Annotated in this window: 31 protein-coding genes; 6 read left to right on the forward strand and 25 right to left on the reverse strand. The window is 64.6% G+C overall.

The window, feature by feature from the left end:
• Positions 1-13: 13 nt before the first annotated feature.
• Genes ACYCVF_RS22240 through ACYCVF_RS22275 form a run of 8 tightly spaced genes read right to left on the reverse strand, consistent with a single transcriptional unit; the run spans position 14 to position 5,996 of the window.
• Positions 14-1,033: a WD40 repeat domain-containing protein gene (locus ACYCVF_RS22240; protein WP_459600283.1), complete on the reverse strand. Its 1,020-nt coding sequence runs from the start codon at positions 1,031-1,033 to the stop codon at positions 14-16.
• Positions 1,033-2,067: a CobW family GTP-binding protein gene (locus ACYCVF_RS22245; protein ID WP_459600285.1), complete on the reverse strand. Its 1,035-nt coding sequence runs from the start codon at positions 2,065-2,067 to the stop codon at positions 1,033-1,035. The genes ACYCVF_RS22240 and ACYCVF_RS22245 overlap by 1 nt, the downstream gene beginning before the upstream one ends.
• Before the next feature lie 54 nt (positions 2,068-2,121).
• Entirely contained in the window at positions 2,122-2,985 is an 864-nt protein-coding gene (locus ACYCVF_RS22250; protein ID WP_459600287.1) for a metal ABC transporter substrate-binding protein, read from the reverse strand.
• Between the two features lie 2 nt (positions 2,986-2,987).
• Positions 2,988-3,857 (reverse strand): metal ABC transporter permease, encoded by an 870-nt coding sequence (locus ACYCVF_RS22255; protein ID WP_459600289.1) that lies wholly within the window; start codon positions 3,855-3,857, stop codon positions 2,988-2,990.
• A 6-nt stretch (positions 3,858-3,863) separates the two neighbouring features.
• Positions 3,864-4,619: a metal ABC transporter ATP-binding protein gene (locus ACYCVF_RS22260; RefSeq protein WP_459606618.1), complete on the reverse strand. Its 756-nt coding sequence runs from the start codon at positions 4,617-4,619 to the stop codon at positions 3,864-3,866.
• A gap of 2 nt (positions 4,620-4,621) precedes the next feature.
• Positions 4,622-4,843 carry a hypothetical protein gene (locus ACYCVF_RS22265; protein WP_459600293.1) on the reverse strand — a complete coding sequence of 74 codons (222 nt, stop codon included), beginning with the start codon at positions 4,841-4,843 and terminating at the stop codon, positions 4,622-4,624.
• A gap of 44 nt (positions 4,844-4,887) precedes the next feature.
• Entirely contained in the window at positions 4,888-5,388 is a 501-nt protein-coding gene (locus tag ACYCVF_RS22270; RefSeq protein WP_459600295.1) for a hypothetical protein, read from the reverse strand.
• Entirely contained in the window at positions 5,385-5,996 is a 612-nt protein-coding gene (locus ACYCVF_RS22275) for a permease (RefSeq protein WP_459600297.1), read from the reverse strand. Before ACYCVF_RS22275 ends, ACYCVF_RS22270 begins: the two co-directional genes overlap by 4 nt.
• A gap of 23 nt (positions 5,997-6,019) precedes the next feature.
• Here ACYCVF_RS22275 and ACYCVF_RS22280 point away from each other — a divergent pair, with 23 nt between their 5' ends.
• A complete protein-coding gene (locus tag ACYCVF_RS22280) occupies positions 6,020-6,145 on the forward strand; it encodes a hypothetical protein (RefSeq protein WP_459600299.1) in 126 nt (41 codons plus the stop codon).
• Between the two features lie 93 nt (positions 6,146-6,238).
• Here ACYCVF_RS22280 and ACYCVF_RS22285 read toward each other — a convergent pair whose 3' ends face one another.
• Positions 6,239-6,835 (reverse strand): superoxide dismutase, encoded by a 597-nt coding sequence (locus ACYCVF_RS22285; RefSeq protein ID WP_027573470.1) that lies wholly within the window; start codon positions 6,833-6,835, stop codon positions 6,239-6,241.
• A 243-nt stretch (positions 6,836-7,078) separates the two neighbouring features.
• On the opposite strand from ACYCVF_RS22285, the gene ACYCVF_RS22290 reads away from it, so the two are divergent.
• Both ACYCVF_RS22290 and ACYCVF_RS22295 read left to right on the forward strand, forming a co-directional pair.
• A complete protein-coding gene (locus ACYCVF_RS22290; protein ID WP_459600301.1) occupies positions 7,079-7,606 on the forward strand; it encodes a GNAT family N-acetyltransferase in 528 nt (175 codons plus the stop codon).
• 80 nt (positions 7,607-7,686) lie between these two features.
• Complete coding sequence (locus ACYCVF_RS22295; protein ID WP_459600303.1) at positions 7,687-9,072, forward strand: MATE family efflux transporter; 1,386 nt, start codon at positions 7,687-7,689, stop codon at positions 9,070-9,072.
• 102 nt (positions 9,073-9,174) lie between these two features.
• Here the strand turns inward: ACYCVF_RS22295 and ACYCVF_RS22300 are convergent, their stop codons facing one another.
• Entirely contained in the window at positions 9,175-10,323 is a 1,149-nt protein-coding gene (locus ACYCVF_RS22300) for a DUF3095 domain-containing protein (RefSeq protein ID WP_459600305.1), read from the reverse strand.
• Positions 10,324-10,546: 223 nt separating this feature from the next.
• On the opposite strand from ACYCVF_RS22300, the gene ACYCVF_RS22305 reads away from it, so the two are divergent.
• On the forward strand, positions 10,547-10,957 hold the full coding sequence (locus ACYCVF_RS22305; protein WP_459600307.1) for a hypothetical protein: 411 nt from the start codon (positions 10,547-10,549) through the stop codon (positions 10,955-10,957).
• A gap of 105 nt (positions 10,958-11,062) precedes the next feature.
• Here the strand turns inward: ACYCVF_RS22305 and ACYCVF_RS22310 are convergent, their stop codons facing one another.
• The 11 genes from ACYCVF_RS22310 to ACYCVF_RS22360 all read right to left on the reverse strand — a co-directional run bounded on the left by ACYCVF_RS22310 (position 11,063) and on the right by ACYCVF_RS22360 (position 21,063).
• Positions 11,063-11,272, reverse strand: coding sequence for a hypothetical protein (locus ACYCVF_RS22310; RefSeq protein ID WP_459600309.1), 210 nt, complete (start codon positions 11,270-11,272; stop codon positions 11,063-11,065).
• Positions 11,273-11,398: 126 nt separating this feature from the next.
• A complete protein-coding gene (locus ACYCVF_RS22315) occupies positions 11,399-12,121 on the reverse strand; it encodes an SDR family NAD(P)-dependent oxidoreductase (RefSeq protein WP_459600311.1) in 723 nt (240 codons plus the stop codon).
• On the reverse strand, positions 12,114-13,496 hold the full coding sequence (locus ACYCVF_RS22320; RefSeq protein ID WP_459600313.1) for a class I adenylate-forming enzyme family protein: 1,383 nt from the start codon (positions 13,494-13,496) through the stop codon (positions 12,114-12,116). The genes ACYCVF_RS22315 and ACYCVF_RS22320 overlap by 8 nt, the downstream gene beginning before the upstream one ends.
• Complete coding sequence (locus tag ACYCVF_RS22325; RefSeq protein ID WP_015688794.1) at positions 13,483-13,728, reverse strand: acyl carrier protein; 246 nt, start codon at positions 13,726-13,728, stop codon at positions 13,483-13,485. The genes ACYCVF_RS22320 and ACYCVF_RS22325 overlap by 14 nt, the downstream gene beginning before the upstream one ends.
• A gap of 143 nt (positions 13,729-13,871) precedes the next feature.
• Positions 13,872-15,686: a long-chain-acyl-CoA synthetase gene (locus tag ACYCVF_RS22330; protein ID WP_459606619.1), complete on the reverse strand. Its 1,815-nt coding sequence runs from the start codon at positions 15,684-15,686 to the stop codon at positions 13,872-13,874.
• A 322-nt stretch (positions 15,687-16,008) separates the two neighbouring features.
• Positions 16,009-16,299: a DUF3551 domain-containing protein gene (locus tag ACYCVF_RS22335; protein ID WP_459606620.1), complete on the reverse strand. Its 291-nt coding sequence runs from the start codon at positions 16,297-16,299 to the stop codon at positions 16,009-16,011.
• 11 nt (positions 16,300-16,310) lie between these two features.
• Positions 16,311-16,583: a DUF3551 domain-containing protein gene (locus tag ACYCVF_RS22340; RefSeq protein ID WP_459600320.1), complete on the reverse strand. Its 273-nt coding sequence runs from the start codon at positions 16,581-16,583 to the stop codon at positions 16,311-16,313.
• Positions 16,584-16,817: 234 nt separating this feature from the next.
• Positions 16,818-18,695 (reverse strand): molecular chaperone HtpG, encoded by a 1,878-nt coding sequence (gene htpG / locus ACYCVF_RS22345; protein ID WP_459600322.1) that lies wholly within the window; start codon positions 18,693-18,695, stop codon positions 16,818-16,820.
• 112 nt (positions 18,696-18,807) lie between these two features.
• Positions 18,808-19,230 (reverse strand): hypothetical protein, encoded by a 423-nt coding sequence (locus tag ACYCVF_RS22350; protein ID WP_459600324.1) that lies wholly within the window; start codon positions 19,228-19,230, stop codon positions 18,808-18,810.
• A 249-nt stretch (positions 19,231-19,479) separates the two neighbouring features.
• The gene (locus tag ACYCVF_RS22355; protein WP_459600326.1) at positions 19,480-20,094 is read right to left on the reverse strand and encodes a nuclear transport factor 2 family protein; all 615 of its coding nucleotides are present in this window, start codon (positions 20,092-20,094) and stop codon (positions 19,480-19,482) included.
• Positions 20,095-20,256: 162 nt separating this feature from the next.
• Entirely contained in the window at positions 20,257-21,063 is an 807-nt protein-coding gene (locus ACYCVF_RS22360; protein ID WP_061024618.1) for a response regulator, read from the reverse strand.
• A gap of 220 nt (positions 21,064-21,283) precedes the next feature.
• Between ACYCVF_RS22360 and ACYCVF_RS22365 the strand changes: the two genes are divergently transcribed.
• Together ACYCVF_RS22365 and ACYCVF_RS22370 are read left to right on the forward strand one after the other, a co-directional pair.
• On the forward strand, positions 21,284-21,517 hold the full coding sequence (locus ACYCVF_RS22365; protein WP_024337325.1) for a NepR family anti-sigma factor: 234 nt from the start codon (positions 21,284-21,286) through the stop codon (positions 21,515-21,517).
• Complete coding sequence (locus ACYCVF_RS22370; RefSeq protein WP_018316216.1) at positions 21,517-22,065, forward strand: sigma-70 family RNA polymerase sigma factor; 549 nt, start codon at positions 21,517-21,519, stop codon at positions 22,063-22,065. Before ACYCVF_RS22365 ends, ACYCVF_RS22370 begins: the two co-directional genes overlap by 1 nt.
• A gap of 101 nt (positions 22,066-22,166) precedes the next feature.
• Here the strand turns inward: ACYCVF_RS22370 and ACYCVF_RS22375 are convergent, their stop codons facing one another.
• From ACYCVF_RS22375 to ACYCVF_RS22390, 4 genes are all read right to left on the reverse strand, one after another.
• Positions 22,167-22,865, reverse strand: coding sequence for a nitroreductase (locus tag ACYCVF_RS22375; RefSeq protein WP_459600329.1), 699 nt, complete (start codon positions 22,863-22,865; stop codon positions 22,167-22,169).
• A 137-nt stretch (positions 22,866-23,002) separates the two neighbouring features.
• Positions 23,003-24,247 carry an acyl-CoA dehydrogenase gene (locus ACYCVF_RS22380; protein WP_459600331.1) on the reverse strand — a complete coding sequence of 415 codons (1,245 nt, stop codon included), beginning with the start codon at positions 24,245-24,247 and terminating at the stop codon, positions 23,003-23,005.
• Positions 24,248-24,362: 115 nt separating this feature from the next.
• On the reverse strand, positions 24,363-25,607 hold the full coding sequence (locus ACYCVF_RS22385) for an acyl-CoA dehydrogenase (protein ID WP_459600333.1): 1,245 nt from the start codon (positions 25,605-25,607) through the stop codon (positions 24,363-24,365).
• Positions 25,608-25,722: 115 nt separating this feature from the next.
• A complete protein-coding gene (locus tag ACYCVF_RS22390; protein WP_459600335.1) occupies positions 25,723-26,850 on the reverse strand; it encodes an acyl-CoA dehydrogenase family protein in 1,128 nt (375 codons plus the stop codon).
• Positions 26,851-26,869: the final 19 nt, after the last annotated feature.

The following is a 26,869-nucleotide window of genomic DNA, read 5'->3' on the forward strand; positions in this document are numbered from 1 at the left end:
GAACGATGACAGATTAAAGCTCCAGCAGGCCACCGTCACCATTTTCATCGGCAAAGGCCAGCAGCGTGCCCTTGGCATTCCAGGCGAGCGCGGCCACGGGCGGAGTGCCGTTACGGCGGACCAGGATCTCGGCACCGTCCTCCAGCCGCACCATCAGCACGGTGCCGTCGCTGTAGCCGGCGGCGAGGATATCGTTCTTGGGGTGGCAGGCCACCACGGACACGCGTGCCTGGAGCGGCGCGAGCATCGCGGGCTCCTTACCCATCGGGCCGTCCTTGCTGCCGAACGGCCAGACGATGACGGTATCAGCACCCGAGGTCGCGAGCCCCTTGCCGCCCGCGCTCCAGGATATCGAACGGACGCGGCCGGGATAGCCGGTCATGCGCATGTGCCTGTTGTCGGCGAGCCGCCAGCCATGCAGCGCCGGCTCGTGCATTGCGGTGACCAGGAATTTGTTGTCCGGGCTGAAGGTGACGCCGTGATGCGAGCCGGCCCAGGGCAGGAATTCGGCCGATCCCGCCATGTTCGGAAACCACAGTGTCACGCCGTTGTAATGCGCGATCGCGAGCCGAAGGCCCTTCGGCGCGAACGCGAGTCCGCCGACGGTCGACGGCACCTCGATCGACTTTTCCTCGGTCTTGCCGCTCTTGACGGTGGCCGTCTTGCCGGCCGACCAGGCGAAGGCGCCGTCCGCATGGAGCGCCACCGCATCGATCCAGCGCCGCTTCGGATCGGTGGCGAGCAGCGTCACCTCGCCCTTGGCGTCGAGCGAGACGACCTTGCCGTCGTCACCGCCCAGCACGAGGCGCTTGCCGTCGGAAGCGGTCGAGAGAATGCCGCCGCTGTGCACGGCGACCGTGGTGATCTCGCCTTTGCCATCGACGAACGCAACGTTTTCCTCGCCCCCGACGAAGGCAGCACGGGCGCCAAGGAAATGCACCGAGGTCACGGCAATGCCGAGCCCGACCGGCTTCACACGGTCGGTGACGGATACGATCGAGGCGGAATCGGGAGGCGGCGTGAACTCTTTCATCACGAGACGATGCAGCTCTCGAAACCCTTGCGGATCGCCTCTTCCGGCAATTCGCGACCGATGAAGACGAGGCGGCTCTCGCGCGGCTCGCCCTCCTTCCACTTCCGCTGGTGATTGCCCTCCAGCATCATGTGGACGCCCTGGAAGACATAGCGGTCGTCGTCATCATGGAAGGCGAGGATGCCCTTGGAGCGCAGGATCTTGCCGCCCTCGACCTGCACCAGGTTCTGGAGCCAGGGCATGAACACGTTCGGATCGAGCGGCTTGTCGGTCTTGAGCGAGAGCGATTGCATCTCCTCGTCGTGATAGTGCTTCAGGCCGTGTCCGTGATCATGGTGGTGATGGTCGTGATGGTGATGATCATGGTCGTGATCGTCGGCCTCCAGGAAGTCCGGCTCGATATCGAGGATGCGGTCGAGGTCGAACGCGCCGCGGTCTAGCACGTCGGTCAGGGCGACCGAGCAGCGCTCGGTGCGGTGAAGTTTCGCGTAGGGATTGATGCCGCGAATGCGGGCCTCGACCTCGGCGAGCTCGCCCTTGGAAACGAGATCGGTCTTGTTCAGGACGATCACGTCGGCAAAGGCGATCTGGTTCTTGGCTTCGGGCGCATCCTTGAGCCGATCGGACAGCCACTTTGCGTCGGCGACCGTGACCACCGCGTCGAGCCGCGCGTGCTTCTGCACGTCCTCGTCGACGAAAAAGGTCTGGGCGACCGGCGCGGGATCGGCAAGGCCGGTGGTCTCGACGATGATGGCGTCGAACTTGCCCTTGCGCTTCATCAGGCCATCCATGATGCGGACGAGATCGCCGCGCACGGTGCAGCAGATGCAGCCATTGTTCATCTCGAACACTTCCTCATCGGCGCCGATGATGAGGTCGTTGTCGATGCCGATCTCGCCGAATTCGTTGACGATGACGGCGTACTTCTTGCCGTGGTTTTCGGACAGGATGCGGTTGAGCAGCGTGGTCTTGCCGGCACCGAGATAGCCGGTCAGGACGGTCACGGGAATCTTTTGGGAGGTCGCTTCAGACATAACAACTCCGAACTTCGGGCTTTTCGCGCGACGCGAGGCGGGGTGGCCCCTGCCTTAATGGTCAAGCGCGCTGGTCAGGGCCTTTATATTGTGCCTGACCATGTCAATGTAAGTGGGTGCAGGCCCCTTTTCGCCCGTCAAACCGTCCGAAATCAGGGTCCCGCCGATCCTTGCGCCGGTCTCGGCCGCGATCCGGCGGATCAGCCGGTCGTCGCTGATATTTTCCAGGAACACGGCCGGGATCTTCTGGGCCCTGATCTGGCCGATGATGGCCGCGACGTCGCGCGCGCTGGGTTCGGTTTCCGTGGAGACGCCCCGGGGCGCGATGAACTGGATACCGTACTCGGCGGAAAAATAGCCGAAGGCGTCGTGACTGGAGATCACCTTGCGCCGGTCCCGTGGGATTGTCGCCACGGCGTCGCGGACCTCGCGGTCCAGCGCTTCGAGCTTTTCCAGATAGGCCTTGCCCTGGGCGCGGAAGAACTCCGCATCATCTGGACTGGCGGTCGCCAGCGCATTGGCGATGTCGGTGACGTAGACCTTGGCGTTGGGGATGGACTGCCAGGCGTGGGGGTCGGCGGCCGTGCCGAGTTTGAGCGGCGAGATGCCGGCGCTCGCAACTACGACCTGGGCCTTGCTGCCCGCGGACTGCACGAGGCGCGGCAGCCAGCCCTCGAGGCCGAGCCCGTTGACGATGACGAGCTTTGCACCCGCGATCCGCTTCGCGTCGGCGGGCGCCGGCGTGTAGACATGGACGTCGCCGTCCGCGCCGACCAGCGTCGTCAGGTTGATGCGGTCGCCGCCGACATTGCGGGCGAAGTCGCCGAGAATCGAGAAGCTCGCGACGACGGTGAGCCGGTCTGCGGCATGCAGCGGCGAGGCGATCAGCAACAGCGCACAAAGCAGGATGAGCCGCATCGTCACGCTTCCAGATGCCGGCCGGGAAACAGCTGGCGGATGATGCCGCCCACCCGGCCGAACAGGACGGAGACCACGTAGATCACCGTCGCCACGAGAATGATCGCGGGGCCCGAGGGCACGCGGGTCTGGAACGACAGCACGAGGCCGGCATAGCCCGAGACCGCCGCAGCAACGACAGCGATGCAGATCATTGCGGTGAGATCGCGCGACCAGAACCGGGCAATGCCCGCGGGCAGGATCATGAGGCCGACCGCAAGCAGCGTGCCGAGCGCCTGAAAGCCGTTGACGAGATTGATGACGACGAGCGCGAGGAAGGCGAGATGCGCAGGTCCGCCGGCGCGGCTCACGGTGCGCAGGAACAGTGGATCGACGCTCTCGATCACCAGGGGACGATAAATCACCGCGAGCACCAGCAGCGTCACCGTGGCGTTGAAGGCGACCACCAGCAGCGTCTGGTCGTCCATCGCGAGAATGTTGCCGAACAGCACGTGCAGCAAGTCGATATTGGTGCCCTTGATCGAGACGATGGTGACGCCGAGCGCCAGCGAAGCGAGATAGAAGGTCGCGAGCGAAGCGTCCTCCTTCAGCCCGGTCGAGCGCGCAACCACGCCGGCGAGGATCGCGACGGCGAAGCCGGCAATCAGGCCTCCGGCCGTCATCGCGAATAGGTTGAGACCGGACAGCAGGAATCCGACGGCCGCGCCGGGCAGGATCGCGTGCGCCATGGCATCGCCGACGAGGCTCATCCGACGCAGCATCAGGAACACACCGATCGGCGCGCCCGCCAGCGCCAGCGCGATCACGGCGGCGAGCGCCCGCCGCATGAACTCGAATTCGGTGAATGGACCGATCAGCGCGTCATAGATCATCGGATATCAAGCCGCCCGCGAGCTGATATCGTCGTCCGCGCAGGCCGCGGCACTGTCGTCGAAGGCCTCGCACATCCGCATCGCGACCATCAGGTTTTCCGGCGTCAGCACCTCGGCCGTCGGTCCCCACGCCACCGGCCCCCGCGCCAGCACCAGCGTCTCGCTGAAATGGTTGCGCACCATCTCCATGTCGTGCAGCGCGGCCAGCACGGTGCGGCCCTCGGCGTGCCACGCCTTCACCAGCGCGAGCAGATCGGCCGTGGTCTTGCTGTCGATGGCGTTGAAGGGCTCGTCGAGCACGATCAGGCCCGCGTCCTGGAGCAGCACCCGCGCGAACAGCACGCGCTGCATCTGGCCGCCGGAGAGCGTGCCGATCGGGCGATTCTCGAAGCCATTGAGACCGACGGCGGCGATCGCGCGCAAGATCTTCTCGCGCGCGGTCTTGCCGATGCCGCCGAACAGGCCGGTGCCGCGCCACAGCCCGGTGCCGACGAAATCGAACACCGAGATCGGAAAGCTGCGGTCGATCTCCGCGCTCTGCGGCAGATAGGCGATGTCCCGGTTGTCGAGGCCGCCGAGATGGATGCTGCCGTCGAGCGGCTTGAGGATGCCGACGATGCCGCGCAGCAGGGTCGACTTGCCGGCGCCGTTCGGACCGACCACGGCGACCAGCGCACCCGGCGCGATGTCGCCGCTGAGATGATGCACGGCCGGATGCCGGTCGTAGCCGAGCGTGACGTTGTGGAAATGCAGCGCCGCCATCCTCACCTCATCGCCAGGAAGACGATCCCCCAGAGCACGGCACAGACGGCAAGCGCAGCCGCGAGCCGGCCCGCCATGGTCATGCGCAGGATCGACCAGGGCGCCGCCTGGGCCGGATGCGGAGACGTCGCAGCATGGCTGTGATCGTGCTCGTGCGGATGCCCGTGGGCATGGGAGTGGCCGTGGGCATGGTGATGATGGGCGTGAGACGCAGCAGGAACCATGCCAAACACGTTATATTATAACATTACTCCTGTCCATGACGAGGTCACGGCTTGCCGATGATCATGGCGATGCCGGCAGCCACGAACGGAAACGGCACGGACACAGCGCAGCGGAACCAAACGAAGCGGGCCGGCATGAACGGGATCTCCCACAAGATCACCCGCTGGAAGGCGAACAGCGCCCAGGCCACGACATAGGCGACCACCTGGGGCGCCCCGCCGCCCGACTTCAGCGCCACCGTACCGATGGAGAAGCCGATCACGGGACCACCGGGCGTGGCCGCGCCGGCGACCACGGCAGTTGCGACCCCGAGCCAGCCGCTGTCCGGCCCGAGCCAGCCGGTGATCACCTCCTGCGGGATGATGGCCGCGATGTACCCGGAGCCGATCACACCCAGTGCGATCCGCGGCACGATGTTGATGAAGTCCATGGAGCCTTCACGCAGCGAAACCTTGAACACGGCAGGACCGCGGCGGAAAGCGATCAGGCCGACGCCGAGGACCGAGCCCCACAGCAGGATGTCGATCAGAAGCGCGGCGCTCAATTCTCATCGTCCTTCATGGCCGGCTTCGGATAGAGCCGAACGTAGACGAAGCGGCCGAGCGCGCCGGCCAGCACCGGCAGCGGCAGCGAGATGACGATCCGCCACAGCGTGAAATCCGTACCCATGATCGGGATCTCCCAGGCCACCGCCCGGCCGTAGCCGATCAGGGTCCAGCTCACGACCATCGCGATGGTGGCGCCGAAATCGGCGCCGACTGCGAGCAGCGCGCTCGCGACCGGATAGGCGGTGAAGGGACCACCGGGCAGGATCGCGCCGAAGGCGGTGCCGATCAGAAGGCCCATCAGGCCGGATTTCGGCCCGAGCGAGCGCGAGACCTTCTCGTGCGGCAGGATCTCCGAGATGAACGCGCCGAGCAGGCAGCCGGCGAGCACGCGCGGCAGGATGCCGCCGAACAGCGAAAGGTCGTGGGTGAGAATCTCGAGGACACCGTCGGTGCCGTCACGCCGCCAGACCACGCCCGCGCTCACCGCCACCAGGACCGCGATGATGATGGTCGACCAGCCGATCGGCTTGCGCACACGCCCCGGCCGCGGCTCGGAGTCTGCTTCGTCGGCAGGCGCGGGGTCTTTCGAGGAATGTTCTGACAATTGGCGCGGGGCGGATCGAGGGAATGCCTATCCTGATTAAGGTCGGCGTCTGGGCGATGCAAACGGAACGATCACAGGCCGATGCGCGCGCCGTGCAGGGCAATTCCGCACAGCAAAAAAGCGGCCGCGTCGGCGACCGCCTTTCGTAGTCTGTCATTCCGGGCCGGCGAAGCCGAACCCGGAATCTCGCGCCACAATTCCTGGATTCCGGGTTAGCCCTGCGGGGCCCCGGAATGACAGGCTCAGGCTTTCTCGAACAGGGACTCGACGTACTCCCAGTTCACGAGGTTCTCGACGAATGCCTTGAGGTAGTCGGGACGACGGTTGCGATAATCGATGTAGTAGGAGTGCTCCCAGACGTCGCAGCCGAGGATCGGAGTGGCACCGTGCACCAGCGGATTCTCGCCGTTCGGGGTCTTGGAGATCTCGAGCTTGCCGTTCTTGACCTGGAGCCAGCACCAGCCGGAACCGAACTGTCCGACGCCGGCCGCCTGGAAGTCGGTCTTGAACTTCTCGAAGCCGCCGAGGTCCTCGTTGATCTTCTTCTCGAGCTTGCCCGGCAGCTTGGTACCGCCACCATTCGGCTTCATCCAGCTCCAGAAGTGGATGTGGTTGTAATGCTGGCCGGCATTGTTGAACACCGCGGGGTTCTTGCCGAACGAGCCCTTGACGATCTCTTCAAGGGACTTGCCTTCCCATTCGGTCCCCTTGAGCGCGTTGTTGCCGTTGGTGACGTAGGCCTGATGATGCTTGTCGTGGTGATATTCCAGCGTTTCCTTCGACATGTACTGGCCGAGGGCGTCATAGGCGTAAGGTAGTGGGGGGAGCGTAAAGGTCATGGGTTCTTGTCCGCAACTGGTGGGAACGAGTTCTAACGGTCACCCCTTATAGAAGGTTCCGCGGCCGTTAAATACCTCAGAATTTGCGAAAACGCGTGAAGCAGGCGCGTGGCACGATTGCATAAAATCGTCGCAGCACGCGAAGACACGGCGTCTTGGTGGCTCGATGCAAAATATCATTGCCTTTGAGGCGCTTATGACAGAACGAATGCCCCACGCGCCGACCTTGCGAAAGACAGAGCCATGAGCATCGAGATCGACATTCTGAACGGCGACGCTTCGTGGCCGATCGCAAAGCCGCTGCTCAGCGCGGTCTGGGGACACGATGCGACGGAGAAGCCGCCTTGGGCTCACGTCAAATGGGCCAATCCGGACCTGCGCGTGCTGATCGAGACGCCCGAGGACGGTCTCGTCTGCCACGTCGGCATCTACTTCCGCACCGTCACCTGGAACGGGCAGAAGGTCCACATTGGCGGCATCGGCGGGGTCTGCACCCGCGAGGACCGCCGTGGCCGCGGCTATGCCACCGTGGCGATCGACGCGGCCGTGCACACCATCAGGGCCAACGAGGCGGTCCGTTTCGCGCTGCTGTTCTGCGAGCCGCACAATTTCGCGTTCTACGAGGCCCGCAAATGGCAGCCCTTCAACGGCGAGGTCTATTGCGAGCAGCCCGAGGGGCGGATCCGCTTCGACTACATGGCGCCCTATGTCTTCGAGATCGTGCGCGCGCCGACGCTCGGCACGATCGACCTATGCGGCCTGCCGTGGTGAGCCCTGCGTGAACGAGGGCTGCGCCGCATCCGCACGTCCTATAGTATGTCGATCATCATCTAATATTCCATCCGGTGAACATGACGATCGACGCCCCTGCAGACGCCGTCCCGCCGGTTGCGCCGGTCGCCTCCCCCATCGCCAGCCTTCTGACCGCGCCGATCCTGCCGACGCTAGTGCGGCTCGCGATTCCCAACATGATCGCGATGGTCGGCAGCACGCTGGTTGCCATCGCCGAGACCTCGTATATCGGCCGGCTCGGCACCATTCCGCTCGCCGCGATCGCGCTGGTGTTTCCGTTCGCGATGCTGACGCAGATGATGAGCGCGGGCGCGATGGGCGGCGGCGTCTCCTCCGCGATCAGCCGCGCGCTCGGTGCGGGGAATCGCGACCGCGCCGCCACGCTGGCGCTGCATGCCGCCATCATCGGCGTCTGCGGCGGGCTGTTCTTCACGATGATGATGCTCGTCTTCGGCCGCTTCTTCTTCACCCTGCTCGGCGGCCGCGAACTGGTGCTCGAGGAAGCAAGCGGCTATTCGCAGGTGCTGTTCTCCGGCGCGATCGCGATCTGGCTCGTCAACACGCTGGCCTCGGTGATCCGCGGCACCGGCGACATGCGCCTGCCGTCGATGACATTGATCGGCGCGAGCGTGCTCCAGATCGCGCTCGGCGGCACGCTCGGGCTCGGCCTGTTCGGCGTGAAACAATTCGGTATGCCCGGGGTTGCCGCCGGCCAGCTGATTGCCTTCAGCTGCGCCGCTATCTTTTTCGTCTGGTATCTCGTGTCGGGCCGCAGCCGGCTGCAGCTCGACTTCCAGGCCTTCCATTTCGAACGCGCGATGTTCCTGGACATTCTGAAGGTCGGCGCGGTCGCCTGCCTGTCGCCGCTCCAGACCGTGCTCACCATTCTGATCTTCACGAGAATCCTGGCGACGTTCGGCACCGAGATGCTGGCCGGCTACGGCATCGGATCACGGCTGGAATTTCTGCTGATCCCGATCACCTTCGCCTTCGGCATCGCCTCAGTACCGATGGTCGGCGTGGCGATGGGTGCCGGACACGTGAAACGCGCGAGGCGCGTAGCCTGGACCGCAGCCGCGGCCTCAGGCCTCACCGTCGGCACGATCGGCCTCGTCGTAGCGCTCGACCCCGCGCTGTGGGTGTCGCTGTTCACGCGCGATCCCGGCGTCAGCGCCGCCGCGCACAGCTATTTCCACTGGGCAGGCCCGGCCTTCGTGTTCTTCGGAATGGGCGTGTCACTCTATTTCTCCTCGCAAGGCGCGGCACGCGTCGGCGGGCCCGTGCTCGCTTCCACCGCACGGCTCCTGATCGTCGCGATCGGCGGCGTCTGGCTCATGACCGCGCAGGCTCCGGCCTGGACCCTGTTCGCGCTGGTCGGCGGCGCCATGGTCGTGTTCGGGCTGTCGACCGCGGCCTCGGTGGCCTTCGTGCGATGGGGCAGATGAACGCAGGCAGAACGAACGCAGGCGCGCTGACATCGGCGGATTCACTGCGGGTCGCAGCGTCGGCGCCCTCTGCGGCGGCGGGACCTGGACGCGCGCGGGGCGTTAGGCCGCTGCCATCGCCTTCAGCGCCGTCGCGGCCGAGGCATAGCCGCCCCGCGCCCCGTCGATGAAGTGGACGTGGTCGCTGCGCAGCACCGAGGGCGCGAAGCAGGTCATCATGGCGGCGTCCTGCCGGTGGAGGCCGTAACGCACGATGCCGGCGCGCGCGGCCGCAGCGAGACGATCGTTGAGGGCGCGCTCGAGCTCCGGCGTGCAGTCGAGGATCATGCGCAGTCCATCGTCATACTTCCTGAAGTCGGAGTTCTCGACCACCTGACGCCTGTAAACGTTCGGCACGAAGCCGCCGACCTTGAGATCAAAGCGCATGATCAGATAGACGAACAGCGTATAGGCCAGCACGCCCGCGCGGCGCACGAGCAGCGGACCTCCGCGCCTGGTGCGGGCTTCATAGTCCACCCCCTCCGGCGGCCATTTCAGTGGCGGCCCCTGGGGCGGCACCGGACGGGCGCCATCCGGGCTGCGCTCGACAAGGTCAATGACGTCCTCGATCGCCTTGCGGAAGGCACGTGGATCGGCGTCGCGCGCCGGCATCGCCAGCACGGAGAGGATCAGCCCGCGCGAGGCCGGCATCACCTCGAAGCGGCAGGACAGGCCGGACAGATCGGGCTGCGTGCCGGCGGGCGCCTCGGCGATCGCAAATTCGCCGCGCTTCATCGCGGCGTCGGCCCAGGCGAGCCCGCCGCCGGAGAACATCGCGTAGGACAGGTTCGGCGAGGGACCGAAACGGGCGACGCGCACGTCGAGGCCCTGTGCACGGATGGCGCTGACCGGCACCAGCGCGACGCGCATGGTCAGATCGAGATCCTCCCGCACCCAGGTCGCGGTTGCAGCCAGCGCCTCGCGAGCCAGTTCCAGATCGTGGGGCGCGACCGCGAAGCCGGCGCCGTCACCGCCGAACACGAAGGGGAATTCGCGTCCCTCCAGCGCATTCGTCACTGCCGCGATCACCGCGGCGCCGGCCATGTTCACCGCCTTGTATCGCTGCGCCGCAATCGCCTTGGTCGAATCGACGATGTCGGCAATACCGATGCTCCAGTCCTCCGGCAGCGGCGAATACAGCACCGGATCCATCAGGCTGGTGAAACCGCGGAAGACGGGGATGCTGCCGTAGAAGGATTCGCCTGATGTCATTGGGATCCGGGTGGTAGGGATGCGAAACAGATACGTGGCGGGATCGATCCGGGTTCGCGGGCCGGCGCCCCCTCTTCGATCATTGGCCGAAACGGGCCCGGACAACAAGATGCGGCCCGATTGCAGTGCCGAGCGGGGTCATTGATCGGCATCAAACGGCCGGCCGGGGAGAACGGTTATCGTCGATCGGCTCCAAGGGTTGCGGCTCCAAGGGTTGCATGGGATGATCGAGGTGTCCGACTTCGACAAAAAGGACTCCACTTCTCCGGTCCGTCGGCGCACGGGCATCGACCCGGTCAGCGCGGTGAAGATGCCCGAAAGACTGACGGCAGCCGTCGATGCCTGGGCTGAAGCTCATCGCCTGACCCGCTCGGATGCCATCTGCAACCTCATCGAACTCGGCCTGAAGACAGCACCGCCGGTCGTCACGCCGGTGCACCCGATCGCATCGGACGCCACCAAGATCGAAGAGATCGCAGTCCACCAGATCGAGTCGCTGCTCGACCCCTCGTTGCCGGCGGACGAACGCGAGCGCCGCATCCGTCGCCTCACCGAAGGGCCGCCGGAATTCTCGCACGAGCGAATTGACCTACCGAAGGACGTGCCGAAGGACTTGCCGAAGCAGCGGACGTGAGCGGCTAAAGCATGATCCGGAAAAGTGTGCAGCGGTTTTCCGAGAAGACCATGCTCAAGTAACAACCCAAAGCGGGATGACGATTCATCCTGATCTCATCGCGCTTTAGTGCAGCCTCTCGTCTTGACGCTTGCGCAAGGTGTCGAGAGACGCATCATGGCAGCCGACGAGGCGGACGAACTGCTGCGGGTACATTTCATGCCCGTGGCTGCCGGAATTCTGATGTGTCATCGGCGGGCAGTGGACATCGTCGGGTTTTGCACGGGATTGCTCCGTGCGGCCCTGATTTGAAGCGGTCATGTCTGGCACGGTCATGGACTGCTCCCTGTCGATTGGGACAGATCGATTGACGTAATCCAATCGATTGCGGGCCATCTTACGACCAAATCCGGCTGAATGTCATTGTGCCGGATCAATGCAATAATGACCGTAGAGTTCCACTTATGCCGTATTCCCCGCGTCGATGGTGAACACCGTTCCCGTAACGTTGCGGCCGCCATCCCCCAGCAGGTATTCCACCATGCGCGCGACGTCCTCCGTCTCCGGCAGCCGGCGCAGCGCGCTGCGCCCGGCGATGCGCCTGCGGCCTTCGTCGGAGAGATTGTGCGTGAGCTCAGTGTCGATGAAGCCCGGTGCGACCGCGTTGACGGTGATGCCGAGCTTGCCGACCTCGCGCGCGAGCGAACGGGTGAAGCCGGTGGCGGCGGCTTTGGTCGCGCCGTAGACGGATAAGCCGTTGTAACCGGTGGTCGCGATGATCGAGGAGATGTTGACGATGCGACCGGCGCCATCGGCCATCATCTGCCGCGCCACATATTTGGTGAGGATGATCGGCGATAGCACGTTGAGCTGCACCAAGTCCGCGATCTCGGAATTGTGCATGGTGGCGAGCAGGCCTTCGGTGCCGAGGCCAGCATTGTTGATAAGGCCGTAGATCGGACCGAATTCGTCGCGCACGAGTTTTGCGAAAGCGGGGATCGCATCGATCACGGCAAGATCGCAGGCACGGAAATGCAGGCGCCCCTCGGACTCGGCAGTTGCCGCCTTGAGCTCCTCGCTCTCGCGCCGCGCGGCCGCAATCACATTGTATCCAGCGCCGACGAGGCGCCTTGCAATCGCAAGACCAATACCGCGGCTACCGCCGGTGACCAGAACGTTATGCATCGGTGCGCGCCAGTTTTCCGGCCGGGGTGACGTCGAGTGCCTCGACGAAGCGGATCACCGCAGGCACCTTGTGGGACGCCAGATGGGCGCGGCACTGATTCAGGATCTGGTCGCGGATCTCCTTCGCGCGCGCCGGATCTGTGCCCTCGGCGAGGATCACGTCGGCGACGACGATGCCGCCGGTAATCGGGCTGCGGCGCGACTTGGCGCGCGACATCCGCACGTCGGAATGGCGGTTGATCACCGCCTCGATCTCCTCGGGGTGGACCTTCAGGCCGCCGATATTGATGATCCCGCCGCGACGGCCCACGAAATAGTAGCGGTCGCCGCGCCGCTCGACGATGTCGCCGCTGTCGACGAAACCGTCGGCATCGGCGAGCGCCGAGGCGTTGCGGCCGACATAGGCATGCGCAGTGCGCGCCGAGCGGATCCGGAGCGAGCCGTCGACGACCTTCATCTCGACGCCATTGCGATTGCCGAGATAATCGGCAGGAAAGCCCTCCAGCCCGTCGTTCACGGCAAAGCCGACGCCGGCCTCGGTCGAGGCATAGGCATGACCGACGGAAGCGCTCGGGAACGCCGCCTTGAGGCCGTCAAGCACGGCTTGGTCGGCGATCTCGCCGGAGAGACGAACGTAAGCCGGGGTGAACTGCGCGGCCGAGCCGCTCATCAGGAGCTTGCGCCAGTGCGAGGGCGTACCGGAAATGTGCGAGACGCCGCGCGCATTCAGCCGCGTAACGTAATCGGCGAGCGCCTCATGGGGATCGGACAGTACCATCGAGCCGCCGGAGAGAATCGCGCGGAGGAAGATCTGCAGGCCGCCATAGCGGCGAATGTCGTAGAACGTCGCCCACACCGGCGCGGGACCGCGCGAGGCGCCTTCGGCGACGATCGCGCCGGTGAGCGCTTGGAGCGTATGGCCGGCGATCTTCGGTACGCCAGACGTGCCGGAGGTCAGCATCAACCATTCCGTCGCACGTTCGCTCGCGGCAGGCGCTGCGGCTTGAAGCGGCAATTGTGCAGTGACGACCAGCGGCACGGCAGTCCCGGCCCAGCGATCCGGCTCGTCAGTCACGACGGCATCAATCCCGGCATCGGCGATCAGCGCATCCAGATGCGCCGGATTGAGATCCGGCGGACACAGCAGCATGCGACGGGCGATGCCGTCGAGCTCGATCATGGCAAGGCCGGACCGGAGCTGATCCGATAGTTTCAGCAGCACCGCACGTTCCGACAGTTCGTGCAGCCGGCCGCACAGGACCGTCCGCGACAGGATGTCGGTCAGCGACACGACATCGTGCGCATCGGAAATCGTGCGGCCCTTCAGCTCCTCGCCGAGATGGTCGCGAAGCGCGAAGATCTCACGCGGGGACATTTTCGTAGGCCCGCACGAAATCGCCCACCGTGGCAGGGAACGCAGCGTCCTCGGAAATGGTGAAGGGATCGACGCCGGTCTCGTCCTCCAGGCGAGCGACGAGAATCGCGAAGGCGAGCGAGTCGAAGCCCGTCTCGTGCAGGGACAGATCGTCCGACAGTGCGGGAAGCGTGACGTGCTGCTCTTTGGCGATCTGCTGGATCGCTTCAATGACCTTTGACCTTACCGACATGGTTGGCTCGCTTTTCGTTGTCATTCGTGTTGCGGCGGCTCTTGACGACCGCCTCCCAATGGCCGTCTGTTTACCCGACAGAAGTAAATGGCTTCTTGGACAATTCAGATAAAATTGGACGTATCTGGCGGATTTTGGTGCCGCTACAGCCGGATCGTGCCGTCGACGATCGCGGCAAACCTATCGGAATCGAGCGCGACATAAGCGCCGGATCTCGGCTCGAGCATGAACAGCGGATCGGAGATCGTGCCCGGATCAAATCCCTCGCGCCCGAGCTCACTCTTCTTTTGCTTGAAGGTCTCGGTGGCATCGAGCTCGCGCGAGATGCGGATGAAAACCGGGCAGGCGCAAGTCGGCAGGCGCTGCGCGAGATGCGCAGGCAACGCGGCGATGTCAAAGCCCTCGTTCACGACGATCGCGCTCATGCCGGCGCGGCCGTCGGTGCCGGGGATGGTGACGCCGTAGGTGGTGGCGTCGACGACGCCGGTGAAATCGCGCACGGCATCGTTCACCTCGGACGTTGCGACATTCTCGCCTTTCCAGCGGAAAGTGTCGCCGATACGGTCGACGAAATGGAAAAAACCCTTGTCGTCGATCCGCATCAGATCGCCGGTGCGGAACCAGGCGTCACCTTTGGCAAAGACGTCACGAAGAATCTTCTTTTCGGTCTCACCGGCATCGGTGTAGCCCTCGAAGCGACCACCGCCCTGCTCCGCGGTGCCGATGCGGCCGATCGCCTCGCCGGGCTCGCCACGGCCGCACGCGATGCAGAAGCCCTGGTCATTGCGCAGCGGCACGCCGGTGGCGGGATCGAGCTGGACGAGACTGGCCGGAAAACGATGCGCGAGCAGCGGCGGTATGCGCCCGATCGCACCCGGTTGCCCCTCGACGTTGAACAGCGAGAAATTGCCTTCCGTCGCCGCGTAGAATTCGAGGATGCGCGGAATGGAGAAGCGTGCCTGGAAATCTTCCCAGATGTCGCCGCGCAGGCCGTTGCCGCAGACGAGCCGCAAGCGATGACGGTTCTCGTATTCCGACGGCGCCGCCTTCAGCAGGTAGCGGCAGAGCTCGCCGATATACTGGAACACCGTGCAGTCGTGCCGGACGATGTCGGACCAGAAATGCGAGGCCGAGAATTTGTCCGCAATGGCCACGGAGCCGCCGGCAGCCAGCATGCTGCATGGCGCGACGATGCCGCCGACAGAGTGGAATAGCGGGAGGCAATCGTAGAGCCGGTCCTGCGGAGTCGCGCCGGTGAGGCCGGCGAACCAGAAGCCCCAGTTGAGGATGCGACGGTGGCTGATGCTGGCCGCTTTCGGCAGGCCCGTGGTGCCCGAGGTGTAGATCAGCAAGGCACGGTCGTCGATCGTGACGTCGCCGCGCTCCTCCGATAGGAGCGGACCGTCGTCGAGTGCGGCGAGCGCCACGTCGATGGCACGCTGGTCACGCGCATCGCCGTGTGTCCAGATCTTCGCCTCTGTTTTCAGATGCGGCTTCGCGCTCTCCAGCGTCTCCATCAAATCGTGCGCGACGATGATGAGCCGGGGCCTTGCGACATCGAGGCAATGCGCGAGCGATCGGCCAACCAGCTTCGTGTTGAGCAGCGCAACCACACCGCCGATCCGGCTGATGCCGAGCCAGGCGGCAACATAGTCGATGCCGTTCGGCATGATCAGCGCAACCGTATCGCCCTTGCCCACGCCGACCGAGCGCGCCCAGCGCGCATAGCGGTTGATGCGCTTGGACAAGCCTTCATAGTCGAGCGCGGCGTCATCAGTGACCAGAGCGATGCGGTCGGGCTGGCGCCGCGCCCAATCGTCGACGACGTCGGCGAACAGGCGTCCCGGCAACGCCTCGATCCGTGCGGTCAATTCGATGGCCTTCAGCCAGATCTTTGATGCCGACGGCGCGCGCGCGGCCTTCGTTTGCTCGATGACGCCGGTGGTCATGCCGTTCATTCTTTCGGAACGTGTCTGCTGGTTCCGACAGTTTACGATGTGCGCCCTGTCCAGGTGTTAAGAGACAAGGTAAAAGCCGGTTAGTGCGCGATTAACTCTCGTCATCCTTTACCAAACGGGCGGGATCGTCGTGCGGCCCGGCGCGGTTCTTGCGATAGCGGACCTGTCGGCGCGGTCCCGCTTCACGGCAATGCCGATGAGTACGGCAGCATGCTGACGGCGGAAGCCGACCGCTGGCGCAAGGTGGTCGAGCTGTCGGGCCTGAAAAAGGAGTAGCGGGCGCGCACCGGGACCACACGCTCGATCGGACTGGCGCCCGGCACTAACCGCTTCGCCGGTGACGTGGGCGCGGCGGCACGTTGACCGGATAGTACGGATTGAGGTCACAGGTCGCAGCGCGACCCGAAGCGGTGGCACGGCACTGCGGCAGCGAGGTGAAGGAGCAGTCGTACCATTCCCCGCCGCCGCCATTCGCGCTGGAATAGACGTGCATGCAGACGGGATAACTGGGATCGAAGGTCTGCGCATGCGAGGGCGCGACCACGAAGAAGGCACCGGCGGCCACGATTGGGCCGAGCGAACGATGCACTGCGGATATCGGAGGAAAGCGCATGGCGGAGACCGCTAGTACTGCTTCTTTTGACGCCGGCGCGGCGGCGGTTCGTTGAAGGCGTAATAGGGATTGACGTCGCAGCTCGCGGAGCGTCCCGACGCGCTCGCGCGGCACTGCGGGATTGAGGTGAAAGAGCAGTCGAAATAATCGCCACCACCGCCGAAGCCGCCGGGCGTATAGATGTGCATGCACACCGGATAGCGTGGATCATAGGTCTGGGCGCCGGCATCTGTCGCGACGAACAGCGCGGCAATCGCGGTGAGGGTCAAGATCGGCAAGCGCATGGAGAAATCCTCGAATCGATCACGGCGGCGGCACCGACGCCGGTCTTCTCATATGGCATAACACCATGCGAGAGGCGACTGTTCCTGGGGCCGATGACGGCAAGGTGAGTGGAGCGCTCCCGCAATGCACTCGCTGGCGTCGTGCCGGGCCTGACCGTCCATCCGTGCGCGATCGAGGAGCGCGGAAAGAGGTGGATGGCCTGCCCAACCCGGGCACGATCGCCGATGCGGCAGCTAGACGCCGAGCCCCTGCAACACGAGCCGATTCAGCCTGGCTGCGAACGCCGCCGGATCTTCCGGCAATTCACCGTCTAGGATCTGCGCCTGTTCGAGCAGGAGCAGGCTGAGATCGTCGACGACCTTCGAACCAGCTTGCGCCTTGGTGACCGCAGTGACCATTGGATGGCGCAAATTGATCTCGAGGATCGGCTTGGTCTTCATACCGCGGTTCTGCTGCGACAGGATGCGCTCGAGCTCGCGGCTGGGACCCTGGCTGTCGGCGACGAGGCAGGAGGCCGAGCTGGTGAGGCGCGTCGAGGCCTTGACGTCGCTGACGCGCTCCCCGAGTGCAGCCTTGATCACGGCGATGGTGGCCGCTTCGTCCGCGGCCGGCTCGTCCTTCTTCGCCTGATCCGCCTCGTCGATGCGTGGGATCAGGTCGAGATTGAGATCGCCCTGACTCAGCGACTTCAGCGGCTTGCCTTCGAACTCCGACGGCATCGAGGTCCAGAAGGCATCGACGGGATCGGACAGCAGCAGCACCTCGATACCGCGTGCGGTTGCGGCTTCCAGCCGGGGATTGGACTTCAGCCGCTCGATGCTGTCGCCCACGAGATAATAGATCTCGGTCTGGTTCGGCTTGAAATCGGCGATGACCTGCTTCAGCGAACGCTTCTCGCCCGCTGTCGTGGTGAAGCGCGACAGCGCAAGCAGCTTTTCGCGTCGCTCGAAGTCCTCGTAGATGCCTTCCTTCATCACCGCACCGAAGGCGTCCCAGATCTTGGCAAAATTCTCAGGGTCCTTCTCGGCAAGGCTTTCGAGCTCGGATACGACCCGAGTCGCCACGGCTTTGCGGATTTGCGCGAGCTGCGGATTGTTCTGGAGCATCTCGCGCGAGATGTTGAGCGGAAGATCCTCGCTGTCGACCACGCCGCGGATGAAGCGCAGATAGCCCGGAAGCAGGTCGGCATCGTCGGTGATGAAGACGCGGCGGACGTAGAGTTTCACGCGTCCCTTGCGATTCGGTTCGAACAGGTCGAACGGTTTCGTCGACGGTGCGAACAGCAGCACGGCGTAGGAATAGCGGCCCTCGGCGCGGTAATGCAGCGTCATCGCGGGATCGTCGAAGGCGGAGGCGATCTGCTGATAGGCCTTCTTGTAGTCCTCCGCGGTCAGCTCGGACTTCGAGCGCTGCCACAGCGCACTTGCAGAATTGATCTGGCGCGGCTCGCCTTCTTCCGGGACCAGCTCGATCGGAAACAGGATGTTGTCGGAATAGGCCGTGACGATGCGCTCGATCTCGTAGGTCTCGAGGTATTTCTTGGCATCGTCCTTCAGATGCAGGACAATCTCGGTGCCCCGCGTCACGCGCGCCGCCTCGTCGTCGCTGGCACGGGCAATCTCGAAGCCGGCCCCGCCGGAGGACGTCCAGGTCCAGACGTCGCTCTCGCCGGCGCGGCGGCTGATCACGACGATCTTATCGGCGACCATGAAGGCGGAATAGAAGCCGACGCCGAATTGGCCGATCAGGCCGAGGCCGTCCTTGGCCTCCTTGAGCTTCGACACGAACGCCTTGGTGCCGGAGCGGGCGATGGTACCGAGATGGTCGATCAGCTCCTGCCGTTCCATGCCGATGCCGTTGTCGGCGATCGTGAGGGTCGAGGCCGTCTTGTTCGGGACGATGCGGATCTTGAGTGCGTCGCCTTCGCCCAGCAGGGCGGGACTGGCGATGGCCTCATAGCGCAGTTTGTCGCAGGCGTCAGAGGCGTTGGAGATGAGCTCGCGGAGGAAGATGTCGGTTTCCGAATAAACGGAGTGCACCATCAGGTGCAACAGTTCGGAAACTTCGGCCTGGAAAGGCTGCGTATGCACAGCCGTATCTGACGTCGTCATGCGCTTACCCGGTCAAAACAAAAGGAAGGAACCCGGATATAGCGCGAGAGAACGGCGGATCAAGAGCATGTGAAGCATCGGCCCGGGCGGGCCAATGTTGAAAAGGTGCGGATCAGGTCACGCAGCGTCCGGGCTGGAGCAGTTTTGCGACCTCTGTCAGGGAGCTGACCATCGGCTCGCAGGCGATCGTCGGCTTGGTACGGCCCTTCTTCTGGTTCTGGAGCAGAACCGGCGACTTCGCGTTGCCGGTCTCGATCACCGCTGGGACGCGCAGCAGCACCGAGGTGTCGGCGAGGTCGTTCAGCCGCATCGACACCGTGCGAGTGGGAACCGGCGCGGGCTTGATCTCGGCGAGCCGGTCGGACTTGCCGACACGATTCACGTTATGGCTCGCCGCGAAGTTTGTGCTGTGGCTCGGAATATCGGCGACCGCCTGCCAGCGGTCGGCCAGATCATGACCGGAGGCTAATTGAACGGCGCCGAGCATCGCGACAATCGCGACGGCGCCTAAAAATACCTTTTTAATCTGTAACATGGCTGCCGATCCCTCGCCCCATGGCGATCGCGGGAACAACGCGGGCGAAGGATCGGGGGTTCGTGGCCGTTACGATCACTTAACCGTGTGCGAAAAATGCAGCAGCCCCGCAAAATATTTCGCACGAGGTGGAACGACTTTCGCGGGCAGGAGTCGTCTCTGCAGCCGGCTATTCCCCCCTGCCCCATAAGCCGGCGACGTAGGGCGCGACTGTGGTGATGCCAGTCGCGCCTTACTTTTGTCTGGAGCTCACTTCGCCTTCCCCGCCAGCCAGTCCCGTCCCTCGCCATACAGCTTCTCGACCTCCGGCCCGGCGAGGCCCGGCATGTCGCGCTTGACCTTGTAGCCGATCAGCTCCTGCATGTAGGCGAGGTGGCGGTAGCCTTCGGGGAGCGCGGCGAGCGCCTTCTGGTCGAGGCGGAGTGTCGCGGCGGGATCGACCGGATCGATCCGATCCTTCTCGTAGATCGGCTGGCGGCGGACGATGCCCCATCTGCCGATGCCTGACTGGTCTTGCCGCTTCTCGAGGAAATCGTAGAAGCGGCCGGTGCAGACGACGTCGCAGAGCACATCGTGCACGAGGGCCCGCTGCGAGATCGTCATCTTGGTCTGGGCGATGGCCCTCCTGCCCGCGAGGTCGATGCTGACGCCGCCGAGAAAGTGCAGGATGCGCACGCCCTTGGCGAATCCCTCCTGGCTGACCCGCATGAAATCCCGCGCCGGCCCCTGAAACCAGGTGGCGGACATCCAGCCCTCGTCATGCCAGACCGTGGCAAATCGCTCCCAGTCGCCGGCATCGCGCCAGACCGCCCAGTTCTCGACGAGGTCGCGGATGGCGAGGCGATCGAGCAGCGTCTGGTCCATGGGCACATCTCCAATTGAAGCGGCCGCAAGCGCAGCCGCCGCACGAGGTATGAGCGGCGGATTCAAGAGCGGTCAAGGGTACCGGCGGCATGAAAAATCCGGCGTGCCTTGCAGCACGCCGGATCAGATCACGTCGCCGGCTGGCAGGCCGCCGGCGCCTTGTTACGCCGCCGGCGCCTTCGGCGCGCGGTTGCGCGAGTTGCGCTGGAAGAACAGCGCCTGGCTCGCCACCGCCGACACCATCGCGGGCTGGAACGGCTTCGAGATCAGGAAGGCCGGCTCGGGGCGCTCGCCGGTGAGGAAGCGCTCGGGATACGCGGTGATGAACACCACCGGCACCTCGAAGGTGCGGAGCAGCTCGTTGACGGCGTCCAGGCCCGAGGAGCCGTCGGCGAGCTGGATGTCGGCGAGGATCAGGCCTGGCCGCTTGTTCTTGGCCAGCGCCACCGCATCGGCGTGGGTGCGCGCGACGCCGACGACGTTGTGACCGAGATTCTTCACCAGGCTCTCGAGGTCCATGGCGATAAAGGTCTCGTCCTCGATGATCAGCACGTCGGTCGCGATCTCCGCGGCCATCTCGCGTCCGGCAGCGTCGGCAAGCCGCCGTGTCTCCGCGACATCGGTGCCGAGAATGAAGGCGACTTCCTCTTCCGAAAAGCCCTCCAGCGAAAGCAACAGGAAGGCCTGACGCGGCAGCGGCGTGATGTTCGACAGCCGCCGCTCCGGCGGCATCGGCAGGGTCGTCACCTCGGCATCGTCATTGACGGAGACCGAGTTCCAGATCTGGGTGAACAGCCGGAACAGGCCGACGCGAGGCCCGTGGCTCTCGTCGAGCACCGACGGATCTCCCAGCATTGCTTCCAACATGGCTGCGACATAGGCGTCACCGGAGGCCTGGCTGCCCGTCAGGGCGCGCGCGTATCGGCGCAACAACGGCAAGTGTTCAGCAACGAGCTGTGAACGGGACATCCCCACTCCATTCATCTTCGGGCCAACCTTGAGGTGCAGGCATCACGCGGGGGGCCCGGGGTTCCCCTGCTGGGCTGACTACGCATCAGACCAAGAAAAGTTCCGTCGGGCTGGGAACTTTTTGGCGCACCTGGAATTGTGCCTATCCAGGGAACGGCTCCCGGTTGAGAAAACCTCTCGATTTTACAGTCACTTAACTCGGGGAAACGTGGAACAGGTCATGAAAGATCTCAAGTCTCAAGCCAGCAGAAGCACGACCCCCGGCAAGGGAGGCCTCACTCCGGAGATTCAATCCCGGATCGGGCATCAGTTGCGCGCGATGTACGACGATGTCGTGCGACAAGGGGTTCCAGATCGGTTCGCAGAACTGATCAAGAAGCTTGATGCGCCGGGAGCAACACCCCACGTCGAAAATGAGGGCGGATCCAACGACAACAACAATGGGAGGGACTAATGCCTCTCACGGACTCCCTGCGTAACGACATCTTGGCGGCCGTGCCCAGTCTGCGCGCCTTCGCCATCTCGCTCAGCGGCAATGCCGACCGGGCCGACGATCTGGTCCAGGAGACGCTGCTGCGCGCGCTCGCCAACATCGACTCGTTCCAGCCCGGCTCCAACCTGCCGGCCTGGCTGTTCACGATCCTGCGCAACCTGTTCCGCTCCGACTATCGCAAGCGGCGGCGCGAGGTCGAGGATGCCGAAGGCAACTACGCCAAGACGTTGAAGACTCAGCCTTCGCAGAACGCGCATCTCGAGTTCGAGGAGTTCCGCACGGCACTCGACAAGCTTCCGCAGGATCAGCGTGAAGCGTTGATCCTGGTCGGCGCGTCCGGCTTCTCCTATGAGGACGCGGCCTCGATCTGCGGCTGCGCGGTCGGCACGATCAAGAGCCGCGTCAACCGCGCGCGCTCGAAGCTCGCCGCGCTGCTCTATGTCGATGGCGCCGAGGATTTCGGTCCCGACGAGACCGTTCGGGCCGTGATCGGCGGCAGCGGCGGCTGACGGCTGGCGTCAATCGGATTGGAGACGAGAGGAAGACGGCCGTTTCCGCGGCCGTCTTCCTGCGCGTCCGATGCGGGCGGCGTCGAGCTCGCGGCGCTCGATCACTCCTCAACGAAGGTTACGGTCTCGGCCACACTCGCACGCGAGGTGCGGTAGCTGTTGACCTTGTGCGCGTGGTCGGCGTAGCCGAACGAGATGCCGCAGACGACGCGGCGGTCGTCGGGCAGGTTGAAGTGGCGACGGATCAGGCCGGAGTGGCGCGCGAGCGCCGCCTGCGGAATCGTACCGAGCCCGAGCGCCTGCGCGGCCAGCATGAAATTCGAGACGTAGGCGCCGCAGTCGATCGCACCGTAAATGCCGAGCGGCTCGTTGGTGTGAATGATCGCGACATGCGGCGCGCCGAAGAAATTGTAATTCTCCAGCGCCTGCCTGGCATAGGCCATCTTGTCGCCGCGGGCGATGCCGAGCGTGTTGTAGAGCTGAAAGCCGCTCTCGCGGCGGCGCTCGAGGTAGACGCCGACATATTCGCGTGGCGGGGTGAAGTCGTAATCATCGCCGAGGCCTTTCGAGGCCTCCGCGTAGATCGCCTCGCGAAAACGCTCCTTGGCGGCCCCGCTGGCGATGATGACCTGCCAGGGCTGGCTGTTGCACCATGAGGCCGTACGCTGCGCGGTGGTCAGCACATGCTCGATGGTCGCGCGGTCGACGTCCTTCGGAAGAAAGGCGCGAACGGAGTAGCGCTCGTTGAGGAGCTCTTCGAGAACGCCGATGCGGTCGTTCTGTTTGACTGTGGCGTCCATGAATCAGCTCGCGCTCTTTCGTAGGGCGGGCAACGACGCGATAGCGCCATGCCCGCCGACAGACTTACCCCGGAGCATCTGCAAATGGTGGGCACGCTTCGCTTTGTCCACCCTACGAGATACAGCGAGAGGTGAGATCATCGTCCCTTGGTCGGGATCTTATTGTACGGCACGTCCTTGTCGACGCGAATGTCGCCGGGAAGACCCAGCACCCGCTCGGCGATGATGTTTCGCAGGATCTCGTCGGTGCCGCCGGCGATGCGCATCGATGGCGAGGACAGCAGCATCTGCTGGAACTGGCCCTGCACCGTTTCCTCGTCGCTGCCCGTGAGGACGCCGGCCGCGCCCTGGAGGTCCATGGCGTAGGTCGCGATGTCCTGGAGCATCATGCCCGAAACCAGCTTGCCGATCGAATTCTCCGGGCCCGGCCGTTCCCCTTTCGACAGCGCCGAGATCGTGCGGTAGCTGGTGTATTTCAGCCCGCTCGACTTCGCCGCCCAGCTCGCAAGCTTAGAGCGCACCGCGGGATCGTCGATCGCAAGTCCTTCCTCCAGCATCAAACTGGAGCAGAACTCGAACATCTCGGGGACACCCGTCGCAAGCCGCGCGCCGATCGACATGCGCTCGTTCATCAGCGTCGTCAGCGACACGCTCCAGCCTTCGCCGACGGCCCCGAGGCGCTGGCTGTCGGGAATCACGACGTCGGTGAAATACACCTCGTTGAACTCCTGCATGCCGTTGGCCTGCTTGATCGGCCGCACCTCGACGCCCGGGCTCTTCATGTCGAGAAAGAACATGGTGAGGCCCTTGTGCTTGGGCACGTTCGGATCGGTGCGCGCGATCAAAAGTCCATAGTCGGAGTAATGCGCGCCGGAGGTCCAGATCTTCTGGCCATTGACGATCCAGTCGTTGCCCTTCTTCTCGGCGCGCGTGCGCAGGCCCGCAACGTCGGAGCCGGCGGACGGCTCGGAGAACAGCTGGCACCAGATCTCCTCGCCCGAGGCAAGCTTCGGCAAATAGCGGCGTTTGGCGTCCTCGCTGCCGAAGGCCATCACGGTCGGGCCGCACATGCCCTCGCCGATCTGGAACGGCTGCGTCAGCTTGCCGTAGACGCCCTCCTCCTGCTGCCAGATCACCTTCTCGATCGGAGTGGCGCCGCGGCCGCCATACTCCTTCGGCCAATGCAGGCAAGCCCAGCCGCCCTCGGCCTTCTTCTTCTGCCAGGCCTTGCCGACATCGACGATGTCGTGGTGCGCGAGCCGGATGCGGCCGAGCGAGGATTTCGACAGCTCGCCATGCAGCTCCTTTGGCGCATTGGCCTCGACCCATTTGCGCGCGGTCTCGCGAAATGCGGCTTCCTGCGGGGTGTCGTCGAAATTCATGGCGCTTCCTTTTTTCGTCATTCCGGGGCGCGCAACGCGCGAACCCGGAATCTAGAGCCTGCATACGCACTTCGAGATTCCGGGTTCGGCTCTTCGAGCCGCCCCGGAAAGACGGCTAACCTCGCCCCTTCGTCGGGATCTTGTTGAACGGCACGTCCTTGTCGACGCGGATATCGCCGGGCAGGCCCAGCACCCGCTCGGCGATGATGTTGCGCATGATCTCGTCGGTGCCGCCTTCGACGCGGGTGCCTGGAGCGCGCAACAGCATGGCCTGGAAGCGGCCGGCGAGTTCGCCATCCTCGCCGCTGACGACGCCGCTCGCGCCCTGCAAATCCAGCGCGTAGGTCGCGACGTCCTGGATCATCGAGCCCGCCACCAGCTTGCCGATGGAATTCTCCGGCCCCGGCCGCTCGCCCTTCGACAGTGCCGAGATCGCGCGCATGCTGGTGTATTTCAGGCCGCTCGCCTTCACCGCCCAGTTCGCCAACCTGGAACGCACTGCGCGGTCTTCGATCGCAGGGCCATCGTCGAGCATCAAGCTTGAGCAATATTCGAACAGCTCCGGGAAACCGGTCGAGACCGCCGCACCGATCGCGCTGCGCTCGTTCATCAGCGTCGTCAGCGAGACGTTCCAGCCATCACCGACCTCACCGAGGCGCTGATGATCGGGGATGCGGACATTGGTAAAATAGACCTCGTTGAAGTCCGAGGCGCCGCTCGCCTGCTTGATGGGCCTGACCTCGATGCCCGGGCTCTTCATGTCCAGGAAGAACATGGTGAGGCCCTTGTGCTTGGGCACGGTCGGATCGGTGCGGGTGAGCAGGATGCCGTAGTCGGAATAGTGCGCGCCCGACGTCCAGATCTTCTGGCCGTTGATGATCCAGTCGTCGCCGTCCTTCTCGGCACGCGTGCGCAGGCCCGCGACGTCGGAGCCTCCGGCCGGCTCGGAGAACAGCTGGCACCACACCTTCTCTCCCGAGGCCAGCGGCGGCAGGTAGGTGCGCTTGTGCTCCTCGCGCGCGAACGCCATCATGGTCGGTCCGCACATGCCATGGCCGATGATGAACATGCGGGACAGCTGACCGAACGGTCCCTCTTCCTGCTGCCAGATCACACGCTCGATCGGCGACGACCCGCGTCCGCCATATTCCTTCGGCCAGTGCAGACAGGCCCAGCCTGCGTCGGCCTTCTTCTTCTGCCAGGCTTTTGCGACCTCGAGAATGTCGGCGTTCTTGAGCACGGTGCGGCCGAGCGAGGATTTTCGCAGCTCGTCCTCATATTGCTTGGGTGCGTTCGCGTCGATCCATGCGCGGGCAGTTGCGCGGAACTCGGCTTCCTGCGGGGTGTCGTCGAAGTTCATGGTCTCATCTTTCTGTCCGGGGCGCGCGCAGCGCGAAGCCGGAATCTCGACGTTATTCACTCATCTCCGGGTTCCGGTTCGGCGCTATCGCGCCGCCTCCGGAATGACGCCAACATCAGGCCGCGTTCTTCTTGCGCATGCGGTCGATCAACTGGTCTTCCCAATAGGACAGGCTGCCGAGCCCCAACGCCATCGCGTTGGCGCGGCGGTAATACATGTGGCAGTCGAACTCCCATGTGAAACCCATGCCGCCGTGAACCTGGATGTTGTTCTTGGCGCAGTGCTGGAACGCCTGCGTCGCGCTGATGCGCGCCGCGGCGGCGGCTTCGGGCAATTCGGCCGCATTGGTCGAGAGCGCCCAGGCGCCGTAATAGCTGTTGGAGCGTGCCAGCGTCGCCGAGACGTACATGTCTGCCAGCATGTGCTTGACCGCCTGGAACGAGCCGATCTGCCGGCCGAAGGCGATGCGGTCGAGCGCGTAGTCTCGGCCCATCTCCAGCGCGCGGTCGGAACCGCCGACCTGCTCGAAGGCGCACAGCACCGCGGCGCGGTCGAGCACCTGGGTCAGGACGCTCCAGCCTTCGCCCGCAGCTCCCAGCGGCTCGGCCTTGCAATCCCTGAAGGTGATCTCGGCCTGACCGCGTGTCGGATCGAGATTGGTGAGGCTTTTGACCTCGACGCCGCCGGCCTTCAGATCGACCAGAAACAGCGAGATGTCATTCTCGCGTCCGCTCGATCCCGTGCGCGCGGCCACCACCGCGAAATCGGCGATGGCTCCGTCGGCAACCGGCTTCTTGACGCCGTTGAGCACGCCGTTCGCAGCCGTCAGCTTGACGTTCTTCGGCGATGGATTGCCCTTGCCTTCGAACAGCGCCAGCGTGCCGATCGCATCGCCCGAGGCGATGGCAGGCAGCCATTTTTTCTTTTGCGCATCATTGCCGGCGAGCAGCAGCGCTTCGGCGGCAAGATACACGGTGGAGGAGAACGGCACCGGCGCGTTCGCCCGGCCCATCTCCTCCGCAATCACGCAGAGCTCGAGATGGCCGGCGCCCGCACCGCCGAACTCCTCGGGGATGGCGACGCCGAGAAAGCCCATCTCGGCGAGGCCCTTCCACAGCTCCTTGTCATAGGGCGCCTTGCCGTCGAGCACGACACGCACCGCCTTCGGCGGGCATTTTTCGGCGAGGAATTTGCGCGCCTGGTCGCGGAGCTGCTTCTGGTCGTCGGAGAAATCGAAGTTCATGGCGGCTTACCTTTGCTTA

This window comes from Bradyrhizobium cedriense, assembly GCF_054602315.1.

Coding starts and splice junctions, on each gene's coding strand:
- htpG (WP_459600322.1), bottom strand. CDS start 18,695: ATGACGACGTCAGATACGGCTGTGCATACGCAGCCTTTCCAGGCCGAA.
- ACYCVF_RS22385 (WP_459600333.1), bottom strand. CDS start 25,607: ATGAACTTCGACGACACCCCGCAGGAAGCCGAGTTCCGCGCAACTGCC.
- ACYCVF_RS22300 (WP_459600305.1), bottom strand. CDS start 10,323: ATGACATCAGGCGAATCCTTCTACGGCAGCATCCCCGTCTTCCGCGGT.
- ACYCVF_RS22315 (WP_459600311.1), bottom strand. CDS start 12,121: ATGCATAACGTTCTGGTCACCGGCGGTAGCCGCGGTATTGGTCTTGCG.
- ACYCVF_RS22305 (WP_459600307.1), top strand. CDS start 10,547: ATGATCGAGGTGTCCGACTTCGACAAAAAGGACTCCACTTCTCCGGTC.
- ACYCVF_RS22280 (WP_459600299.1), top strand. CDS start 6,020: ATGCCTATCCTGATTAAGGTCGGCGTCTGGGCGATGCAAACGGAACGA.
- ACYCVF_RS22340 (WP_459600320.1), bottom strand. CDS start 16,583: ATGCGCTTGCCGATCTTGACCCTCACCGCGATTGCCGCGCTGTTCGTC.
- ACYCVF_RS22355 (WP_459600326.1), bottom strand. CDS start 20,094: ATGGACCAGACGCTGCTCGATCGCCTCGCCATCCGCGACCTCGTCGAG.
- ACYCVF_RS22320 (WP_459600313.1), bottom strand. CDS start 13,496: ATGTCCCCGCGTGAGATCTTCGCGCTTCGCGACCATCTCGGCGAGGAG.
- ACYCVF_RS22240 (WP_459600283.1), bottom strand. CDS start 1,033: ATGAAAGAGTTCACGCCGCCTCCCGATTCCGCCTCGATCGTATCCGTC.
- ACYCVF_RS22330 (WP_459606619.1), bottom strand. CDS start 15,686: ATGAACGGCATGACCACCGGCGTCATCGAGCAAACGAAGGCCGCGCGC.
- ACYCVF_RS22380 (WP_459600331.1), bottom strand. CDS start 24,247: ATGAATTTCGACGACACCCCGCAGGAAGCCGCATTTCGCGAGACCGCG.
- ACYCVF_RS22295 (WP_459600303.1), top strand. CDS start 7,687: ATGACGATCGACGCCCCTGCAGACGCCGTCCCGCCGGTTGCGCCGGTC.
- ACYCVF_RS22285 (WP_027573470.1), bottom strand. CDS start 6,835: ATGACCTTTACGCTCCCCCCACTACCTTACGCCTATGACGCCCTCGGC.
- ACYCVF_RS22370 (WP_018316216.1), top strand. CDS start 21,517: ATGCCTCTCACGGACTCCCTGCGTAACGACATCTTGGCGGCCGTGCCC.
- ACYCVF_RS22375 (WP_459600329.1), bottom strand. CDS start 22,865: ATGGACGCCACAGTCAAACAGAACGACCGCATCGGCGTTCTCGAAGAG.
- ACYCVF_RS22350 (WP_459600324.1), bottom strand. CDS start 19,230: ATGTTACAGATTAAAAAGGTATTTTTAGGCGCCGTCGCGATTGTCGCG.
- ACYCVF_RS22290 (WP_459600301.1), top strand. CDS start 7,079: ATGAGCATCGAGATCGACATTCTGAACGGCGACGCTTCGTGGCCGATC.
- ACYCVF_RS22390 (WP_459600335.1), bottom strand. CDS start 26,850: ATGAACTTCGATTTCTCCGACGACCAGAAGCAGCTCCGCGACCAGGCG.
- ACYCVF_RS22245 (WP_459600285.1), bottom strand. CDS start 2,067: ATGTCTGAAGCGACCTCCCAAAAGATTCCCGTGACCGTCCTGACCGGC.
- ACYCVF_RS22325 (WP_015688794.1), bottom strand. CDS start 13,728: ATGTCGGTAAGGTCAAAGGTCATTGAAGCGATCCAGCAGATCGCCAAA.
- ACYCVF_RS22260 (WP_459606618.1), bottom strand. CDS start 4,619: ATGGCGGCGCTGCATTTCCACAACGTCACGCTCGGCTACGACCGGCAT.
- ACYCVF_RS22255 (WP_459600289.1), bottom strand. CDS start 3,857: ATGATCTATGACGCGCTGATCGGTCCATTCACCGAATTCGAGTTCATG.
- ACYCVF_RS22335 (WP_459606620.1), bottom strand. CDS start 16,299: ATGCGCTTTCCTCCGATATCCGCAGTGCATCGTTCGCTCGGCCCAATC.
- ACYCVF_RS22365 (WP_024337325.1), top strand. CDS start 21,284: ATGAAAGATCTCAAGTCTCAAGCCAGCAGAAGCACGACCCCCGGCAAG.
- ACYCVF_RS22250 (WP_459600287.1), bottom strand. CDS start 2,985: ATGCGGCTCATCCTGCTTTGTGCGCTGTTGCTGATCGCCTCGCCGCTG.
- ACYCVF_RS22310 (WP_459600309.1), bottom strand. CDS start 11,272: ATGACCGTGCCAGACATGACCGCTTCAAATCAGGGCCGCACGGAGCAA.
- ACYCVF_RS22265 (WP_459600293.1), bottom strand. CDS start 4,843: ATGGTTCCTGCTGCGTCTCACGCCCATCATCACCATGCCCACGGCCAC.
- ACYCVF_RS22360 (WP_061024618.1), bottom strand. CDS start 21,063: ATGTCCCGTTCACAGCTCGTTGCTGAACACTTGCCGTTGTTGCGCCGA.